The organism is Methanobrevibacter filiformis, assembly GCF_001639265.1.
Classification (GTDB): domain Archaea; phylum Methanobacteriota; class Methanobacteria; order Methanobacteriales; family Methanobacteriaceae; genus Methanacia; species Methanacia filiformis.
The window spans coordinates 1-8,855 of the sequence record NZ_LWMT01000011.1 but is presented as its reverse complement, the minus strand read 5'-3'; the positions used below and the strand labels follow the sequence as shown (position 1 = coordinate 8,855).

The window sequence follows — 8,855 nt, the reverse complement described above, 5'->3', positions numbered from 1 at the left end:
GACACACAAGACTAACAATATCAAGAATAAAAAACATGCTAAAAGAAAAATAAGAATATAAACAAAAAACATCACAACATTACACACTACATATCTAACATGAAAAATCCTTAACTTAACAGCTGTGCATTAAAATGATATTTAGAAAATATTACACTGCTATTTTTTTAGTGTTTGACAGGACACTTTTTTAACAATACACAAGGATAATTATCTAAATAGTTATAAATAAAACTAATTTAAATAAAAATACAATGAGTCAATTAAACAAAGTTATTAAATGAGATCTTCAAGAATTTAATACATTCAATAATTTTTTCAAATTTAATATTCAGTAGTTCGTAAAGTGTTTTTGTATTTTTATCTTTTATGTGTTTTTTGTTTTTATCTTTTGAGGTTTGTTCTTTTTTTATCGATTGTTTTTTCATGTTATGTTAGAATCTGTTGTGGTTTTGTTTGAATTGGGTTTTGTTTGTTTGATTTTTCAGGGTTTTTTATGTATATTTTCAGAATTTTTCCGTGGGGTTTGCTCTTTTTAGATTGTTATTTTGTTGTAGAATCCTAGTTTTTCTTCGGTTGTTCGGTTGATTTGTTTTAGCATGGTTTTGAATGTCCAAATTACTTTTTGGCGTCCACCTTGTCGTGTGCTGAGGTGTGTCCATTGGATATAGATCAAGATGTTGATTAGTAGGAGACCTAATCCTATGTATAGTAGTCTTAGTACTGGTTTTTTTGTGGTGGTATGTGTTCGTGCTTGGTTCATTAGTCTGTAACTGGATTCTATTCCAAAGCGTTTCTATACTCTTTAAATATGTTTTTAATAGGTAAATCCATGTTGTATACTGGGTATGCGAAGTATTTCACTCCATTTTCTTTATATTTGCCTTTAGAATATTTAACAACTACATTGACCTGGAAAGTGGCTTCATTTCCTTTTGATCGCATGGTATAGTTAGTAGAGTAGCTTTTTTTACCAGTTAATAGTTTTCGTATTCCTCCACTGGGTCCTCTCTTCACACAAGGTATGATAAAAGGGATTTTTCTATTTTGAAGATAATTTATTATTTCTATAGTGTAAAATTCCCTATCAAGGAAAATTCCTTTAATTTTAAACCCATTGGTTGTGATTTCATTTATTAGAAAGTCTACAGTGTCTTTTAAAGTTTCTCCTTTTCTGATATATTTCATAGCTAAGGTGTAGCGTTTATTTCTTAGTATTATGTATATGGAGGCATAGGCATAAAATCGACTAGTTCCTTGTTTAGGTTTAGTTTTAATGGTGTCTCCACTGTTTTCTTCTTTACCATAGTATGGGATGTTGACGAAATCAATAGCAAATTGATTATGTTTCTTATGTACAGTTTTAAGACCATGAATCTTCAAATTTTTATTTAGATTCTGATGAAGCATATCTAAATCAAGATTACGAAGACGATATCTAATAGTTCCTTCTGAAAGAGAATCAACACAAGTATTACTAACATTACTAACACTAGTTCGAGAAACACCAGCATTAAGAAGATGATAAATAATCATCTTATCACTATACACAACATTAGAAGAAGACTTCAACCCCAACATATCTCTAACCATATTCACCGAAAAATTTAATACATCATCATTCAATAATACCTATGTGGTGTGCTATTTTTTCGCTTCATACACTTAATAATACACACCACAATATAATACTTTACGAAGTACTGATATTATTTATATTTATAAATTTTAATTATTACATTTCAATTAAATTATTTCTAATAAATATGGTGGTTAAAATAAATATTACGGTTATAGGAACAGGATACGTAGGTTTAGTAACAGGAACTTGTTTTTCAGATCTTGGAAATAGAGTATATTGTGTTGATATTGATGAAAATAAGATTAATGCACTTAAAAAAGGCATAATCCCCATATATGAACCTGATTTAGAAAAATTAGTGGTGAAAAACTATGAAAAAGAAAATATCATATTTACAACTGAACTAGAGATAAGTTTAACTAATTCTAATATTTGTTTTATATGTGTTGGAACACCAGCATCAGATGATGGGGAAGCAGATCTTACTGCAGTCTTTGAAATAGCTAAAAACATTGGAAAACTTATGAATCACGATATGATTGTTGTCACTAAATCAACTGTTCCTGTTGGAACTGGAGATAAAATAAAATCAATAATTAGTAAAGAGTTAAAAGATAGGGGAGTTGAGTATGGTTTTGAAGTTGTTTCAAATCCAGAATTCTTAAAAGAAGGAACCGCTGTTAAAGATTCAATGCGACCAGATAGAGTTATCATAGGATCAGATAATGATAAAGCAATAGCTATTTTAAAAGAATTATATGCACCATATGTTAAAAACCATGAAAGATTTATAATAATGGACATTAAAAGTGCTGAGATGTCAAAATATGCATCAAATGCTATGCTTGCAACCAGAATCTCTTTTATGAATGAAATAGCTAATATTTGTGAAAAAACTGGAGCAGATGTTAATCAAGTCCGTCTTGGTGTTGGAAGTGATGCTAGAATTGGTTACAGTTTCCTTTATGCAGGTTGTGGTTATGGAGGAAGTTGTTTTCCTAAAGATGTGAAAGCATTAATTAAAACAGGTGAAAATGTAGGTTACACTCCAAAAATATTAAAAGAAGTGGAAAGGATTAATCAAAACCAAAAATATGTAATTATAAACAAAATCAAAAAACATTTTGGTGATGATTTAACTGGTTTAAAATTCGCTGTTTGGGGATTATCCTTTAAACCAGGTACTGATGATATGAGAGAAGCACCTTCTATTGTTATAATTAATGAAATACTTAAAGCTGGTGGAAGTGTGAAAACATATGATCCTAAATCTATGGAACTATCTAAAACAATACTTCCAAAAGATAATGTTGAATATGTAAGTAAAAGAGACCAAGTTCTAGATAACTGCGATGCATTAATACTTGTAACTGAATGGAATGAATTTAAAAGCCCTGATTTTAATAAAATAGCTAAAACATTAAAAAGTCCTGTAATATTTGATGGTAGAAATCAGTATGATGATGAAGTTTTAAGTAAATTTGGAATAAAATATTATAGAATAGGCAGGTAAGTTTACTGATGTTGTATGTATGTGATGGAATGTATATATGTATTGATGTGATGTGGATATGTGTCTCAATAAATATTCTAAATTTTTCACTATCTCTCCTATAATATTAAAAATTTGATCTATTATTATTGTATTTATTATATCAAATATTAATTTTATAAAAGCTATGATCAATTAAATAGCTATTTTATCTTGAGGAATTTTATGAGAATTTTAATAACTGGATCTAATGGAATGTTAGGAAGTGACTTAGTAGAAGTTCTATCTGATAATTATGAGGTAATTCCAACCACTTCAAAAACACTAGATATAACAAATAAAGAGTTAGTTTTAGAGAAAATTAGTGAGCATAAGCCTGATGTAATTATAAACTCAGCAGCATACACTGATGTTGATGGATGTGAATCAAACAAAGAATTAGCATATAATATTAATGGAAAAGCATGTGAAAATTTAGCTATTTGCTCAGCTAATATTGGTTCAACACTTATTCATATAAGTACAGATTATGTCTTTGATGGAAAAAATAGTGTTCCATACACTGAAAATGACAATACTAATCCTATAAACGTTTATGGTAAAAGTAAACTTATAGGTGAAGAGTTTATTAAGAACACAATAGATAGCTATTTTATATTTCGTACATCATGGCTTTATGGTGTAAATGGTGACAATTTTGTTAAAACTATGATTGAATTATCAAAAAACAATAGCGAAATTTCTGTTGTAAATGATCAAAGAGGATCACCCACCTTTACACATGATTTAGCAATAGTTATTTCAAAAATTGTTCAATCAGATAAATATGGAATCTACAATTTAACAAACAGTGATAATTGTACATGGTTTGATTTTGCAAAGGATATTTTTGAATTATCAAGTATTGATATGAAAGTAAATCCAGTGAAAACTGATGAGTTTCCAAGACCTGCAAAAAGACCTAAATATTCTGTCTTATCAGGAGAAAAATTAGTTAAAAATGGATTTAAACCGCTAAGACCATATAAAAAAGGGTTAAAAGATTATTTAAGTTTTTAATAAATTGAATCTGAAAAATTTTTTCAGTAAATTCAATTGTTTTTGTTTATTTGTTTCTTATTCCTTCTTGAATAAGTTTATCCTCTATGTTATTTTCCGTTTTAAATGTTTTTAAGATATTTTTCCTGAATTTTGTACTTTTGCTCTTCGTTCTTTTCTTTTTCCACTACTGGCAGTATAGTTTGCATAAGCATCACAAACTTCTTTAGATTCCCCAACCATCTTCACTTTTCCTTTTTCCATCCAAACTGCTTTGTTACACAGTTTTCGAACTTGACCTAAACTGTGGGACACAAAAAGTACAGTTGTTCTTTCATTTTCAATTAATTCCATCATTCTGGCAAAACTTTTTTTCTTAAATTTAGCATCTCCAACTGATAGAACTTCATCTAAAATTAATATGTCAGGTTCAACCATTGTTGAAATTGCAAACCCTAATTTAGATTTCATTCCTGAGGAATATTTTTCAAGCGGCACATCAATAAATTTTTTTAACTCTGAAAACTCAACTATTTTATCGAATTTCTTTTCAATAAATTCCTTAGGGTATCCTAAAACAGCTCCTCTTAGATATATGTTTTCTCTACCAGTATAACGACTATTAAAACCTGCACCTAACTCTATAAGTGGAACAATTCTGCCCTTTGTTTTAACTGATCCTAAAGTTGGCTTCATCACACCAGCTATCATTTTAAGTATAGTACTTTTACCTGCACCATTTAATCCTAAGATACCTAGCCTATCTCCTTTTTCCACATCAAAAGAAACATTTCTCACTGCCCAAAATTCATCATCAGATTTATTATTTCTACTAAATAAGTTTGTAATTTTCTTTTTTGAGAACTGTCTCTCTTTTTTTAAAAGAAATTTTATAGACACATCATCAACAATAACAACTTTTCTACTCAAGAATATTCACCCTTTATAAAATAATTAGCAACATGTTGAAGTTTAATTTATAACTTTTAGTATTTAATAGCTATTAATATTTAAAACTATTTAGTTAATATTCCATTAATTAATCAAATATTTAATCTACTAATTAAATATTAATCGAGTATTTAATAATTATTCTATATTTAACCTATTAATTAAATATTAATTAAGTATTTAATAATTATTCTATAGATTACAACTAATTATATTGTTTTAAATCATTTTTAATTTAACTCATATTATTAATATTAATGAATGCTTAAAATGCTTTATTTATGGAAATAGCTTTTGTTCAAACTTTTTTTAAAAGTTTGAAATGTTTGTTTCATGTAATTAAATATAACTAATGAAACAGATTAAAGATGTAATATAAACTTATCCTGATATTTATAAAGCAAAATTATTCCAAGGATTATAAAAATCACTGCTAGGACTGCAATATATAGTAAAGACATTGGGTTTGTTGGTTGGTTATACATAATAGAGTTCCTACAGGAATCAATTGCAATGAACACTGGATTGTAAGTTAATATAAACTGATATTTTGCAGGAATAATACGTGCAGGATAAAATATAGCACTAGTCCACATTAAAATTTGTGTTATAACTCCCCAAATCTGCTGCATGTCTCTAAAAAACACATTTATAACTGAAAGAGTTAATCCAACACCAAATGCTAATGCAAAGAGTAAAAGTATAGGTACAATAGCAAACAGTGCAAACCATCTTAAAGTTACCCCTGTGACTATAACCATTAGAACTAAAACCAACATTGAAATCCAAAATGTTACAAAAGCACTAAGTGATCCTGCTAATGGATAAATATATTTTGGAATATAAATTTTTTTTATTTCTCCTGCTGATCCAAAGGATAGAAGTCCACTTCTTACAGAACTAGCAAATAAATCAAATATTAATTTACCTATTACTACATATAGTGCAAAATTTTCAATAGATCTAGAATAAAGGTTTGAAAAAACTAATGTTAAGACAATTGTAAAAAGTAGGGGGTTAAAAAAAGTCCAAAATATCCCTAAATTGGATCTTCTATATTTTAACTTAATATTTTTCTTAATAATTTCATATAGAAGATATCTATATCTTTTAAGATTTAAATAATGTCTGTGATTCGTTATGTTGTCAATACTCATTTAATCACTGTTGTAATATTACATTTTTATGAATAATATTTAATTTATAGAATAAAAAGACACTGATTTCGCAAGATGATGAAAAAAAATTTTTATCTAAATTTTAATCTCGATTTAAAAGAATAGAACATTTTACAAAATCTCATAATGTGTACTAAAGTAACCTTTAAAAAGAATTTATGAAAAAACTTTATTTTTTTCAAAATCACTAGTAAATTATAAACTAATTAATAAAGAATTAATCTAATGTAAATATAAATGACTACTAATTTAGATTAATAAAATTAATATAAATCAATTTACTTCTTATTTCAAATCGATTATATTATATCTGTTCATTAACACTAATAAATTTTTTTAATAAATAATCTTAATTAATGCATTGATTAATAATTTTAATAATAAAAGTAATAACAAGCAGAAATTATATTGATATCATTCATTCAACCCATAATACATGCTAAAACTTTAAGTAATTTAAGTGTAACTTTACTATATTTTTTCTATGGCACATTTAAGATCTATTTTACTACCTACACTTAATTTTATTTCTTTTATTGCAATACCAATTAGAACTAACTTTTCATACTCATATCTTCCATAGTATTCTTTTTCTTTGATCTGTTTTAAAGCTTTATTTGCAAGTGTTTCAAGATCTTTATTTTCTTTTTGAGTGTATTTTACTTCCATTATGATTATATGTCCTTTTCCATCATGGAAGGAATAGTAGTTATCTTCTTCTTCAATTACAATATCCATTCGCCCAGAAAACATTCCCACTTCTGACCTTGTATTTAAATTTAAAGCTTTCATTGCAAATAAAATAACTGTCTGATAATACTTCCAATTTCTCATTTTAAGTAAATAATGAATACTCATTATCTCTTTTTTCAAATATTTAGATAATAATTGACAATTTCCATCTTTAAGTTGATTTAAGATTTCTTTTCTTTTTAATTTAAATGTATATTCAACTTCATTGTAAAAATTATCAAAAATATTTTTAGTAATTGACTCTTCTACTTCAGTATTAGGTATTCTAAGTGTGTAATGTTGCCTATAATTAATTGTTTCTATTTTATTAATTGTTAAATATCCTGATTGAAACAATAAAGGTATTTGTCTAAGATTTTCAATATCAAAAACATTAAAATCTGCTTCAGAACTAATTATAGGTTCATAAACATTATCTATATTCAAATTTTCTTTAAATATTTTAACTAAAAAATTAGGAGTACCCGATTCAAACCAAAAGTTTTTAAACTGATTTTCATTGAAAAAATGAACTAAAGAGTAAGGATTATAAAGAAAATTTTTCCCATCCCAGGAATAACCATCATAAAATTGCTTAATCACAGAAAGAGTTTCTTCATAACTAATATTTTCCTGGCTAGAATAATTATCTATGAATTTTTTAAAATATTTCTCAAGCTCATCATCAGTATAACCACAAATAGTAGAATAATCCTTATTTAATGTCAAATCAGTTAAATTATTAAAATCTGAAAATATTGACCCCTTAGAAAACTTGCTGATTCCAGTTATAAAAACAAATCTAAGATAGCTATCTGCACTTTTTAATGCTCCAAAAAATTTCTTTAATTTCTTTTGAACAGATATAGCTGAGGTTTTATCCTCTAAAATATCAAGGATAGGTTTATCATATTCATCTATTAAAACAACGACTTCTTTATTGTATTTAATATATAATTCTTCTATTAATTCCTTAATTTTAATATTAGGATGTTTAGCATCGAGTTTAGTAGAGAAATTCTTAGCTATCCTATCTAAAGTAAAATTCAATGTTTCTTCAAATAATTCATGATTTTCAGAATCCACTTCACTAAAGTCAAGATGTATAACTGGATAAATATCATTCCAATCCCAATTGTCATAAATATAAAGACCTTTAAACAGCTCTTTATTTCCTTTGAAAAGTTCATTAAGTGTACTTATTAAAAGAGATTTTCCAAATCGTCTTGGGCGAGCTAAAAAGTGATAGGTTCCTCTAAGATCCATCATTCTTTTAATTATATCTGTTTTATCAACATATATCTTGTCCCTGTTTATTAATTTTTTAAAATCAGATATATCTGTTGACAAATCTCCTTTAATATTGTTCATTTAAATCAAATCCTAAAATCAATGAATAAACATTAATGAAATAACAATTATTTTGTAATGCATTATTAACTAAAAAAAATAATTTAACCATGTTCTATTATTTTAACTATATTTTATTGATTGTTTCAAATAATATAAATATTTTTTCATAGTACAAGAAAAATACTTTGGATGATGATTTCGAAAAAATAAAAATCTTTTAAATCCTTTTAAAGCTATAAAAACTGTTTAAAATGATTATAATGAGATTTTGCAAAATTTCTATTTTGCGAAATCAGTGTTTAAATAAAAATCCTTTTAAATTGGCTGTGCAATAATTATTTTTTGTAAAAATAGATATCTAATTAAAATAAATTAAAATATTTGTAAGTCATTAATACATAATTTTTATAAAAAATAAATGTTTAAAATAGTTATAATTAATAAATAACTCATATTAATTAGTTAAATTGAATTAAAAATAGTTTAAAGGATAATAAAAATTAAATGTTTAAAAATAACTATTTTTAGT

The 8,855-nt window shown here is 26.0% G+C and carries 7 protein-coding genes; 2 read left to right on the top strand and 5 right to left on the bottom strand.

All coding sequences use genetic code 11. From position 1 onward, the window contains the following. Window positions 1-535 precede the first annotated feature (535 nt). A complete protein-coding gene (locus tag MBFIL_RS10395) occupies window positions 536-763 on the bottom strand; it encodes a hypothetical protein (RefSeq protein ID WP_157078603.1) in 228 nt (75 codons plus the stop codon). Window positions 764-780: 17 nt separating this feature from the next. Continuing rightward, the gene (locus MBFIL_RS00490; RefSeq protein WP_157078602.1) at window positions 781-1,593 is read right to left on the bottom strand and encodes a hypothetical protein; all 813 of its coding nucleotides are present in this window, start codon (window positions 1,591-1,593) and stop codon (window positions 781-783) included. A gap of 185 nt (window positions 1,594-1,778) precedes the next feature. Here MBFIL_RS00490 and MBFIL_RS00485 point away from each other — a divergent pair, with 185 nt between their 5' ends. Further along, complete coding sequence (locus tag MBFIL_RS00485; RefSeq protein WP_066970391.1) at window positions 1,779-3,095, top strand: nucleotide sugar dehydrogenase; 1,317 nt, start codon at window positions 1,779-1,781, stop codon at window positions 3,093-3,095. A 204-nt stretch (window positions 3,096-3,299) separates the two neighbouring features. After that, a complete protein-coding gene (gene rfbD / locus MBFIL_RS00480) occupies window positions 3,300-4,133 on the top strand; it encodes a dTDP-4-dehydrorhamnose reductase (RefSeq protein ID WP_066970385.1) in 834 nt (277 codons plus the stop codon). Between the two features lie 111 nt (window positions 4,134-4,244). Here rfbD and MBFIL_RS00475 read toward each other — a convergent pair whose 3' ends face one another. The 3 genes from MBFIL_RS00475 to MBFIL_RS00465 all read right to left on the bottom strand — a co-directional run bounded on the left by MBFIL_RS00475 (window position 4,245) and on the right by MBFIL_RS00465 (window position 8,344). Beyond that, window positions 4,245-5,042, bottom strand: a complete 798-nt coding sequence (locus MBFIL_RS00475) for an ABC transporter ATP-binding protein (RefSeq protein ID WP_066970382.1) — start codon at window positions 5,040-5,042, stop codon at window positions 4,245-4,247. Between the two features lie 383 nt (window positions 5,043-5,425). After that, on the bottom strand, window positions 5,426-6,220 hold the full coding sequence (locus MBFIL_RS00470; protein ID WP_066970380.1) for an ABC transporter permease: 795 nt from the start codon (window positions 6,218-6,220) through the stop codon (window positions 5,426-5,428). Between the two features lie 492 nt (window positions 6,221-6,712). Then, window positions 6,713-8,344: an ATP-binding protein gene (locus MBFIL_RS00465; protein ID WP_066970377.1), complete on the bottom strand. Its 1,632-nt coding sequence runs from the start codon at window positions 8,342-8,344 to the stop codon at window positions 6,713-6,715. Between the last annotated feature and the right edge of the window lie 511 nt (window positions 8,345-8,855).

Bases quoted from the DNA above. Each gene is read 5' to 3' on its own strand.
- MBFIL_RS00470 (WP_066970380.1), bottom strand. From the start codon at position 6,220: ATGAGTATTGACAACATAACGAATCACAGACATTATTTAAATCTTAAA.
- MBFIL_RS00490 (WP_157078602.1), bottom strand. From the start codon at position 1,593: ATGGTTAGAGATATGTTGGGGTTGAAGTCTTCTTCTAATGTTGTGTAT.
- MBFIL_RS10395 (WP_157078603.1), bottom strand. From the start codon at position 763: ATGAACCAAGCACGAACACATACCACCACAAAAAAACCAGTACTAAGA.
- MBFIL_RS00465 (WP_066970377.1), bottom strand. From the start codon at position 8,344: ATGAACAATATTAAAGGAGATTTGTCAACAGATATATCTGATTTTAAA.
- rfbD (WP_066970385.1), top strand. From the start codon at position 3,300: ATGAGAATTTTAATAACTGGATCTAATGGAATGTTAGGAAGTGACTTA.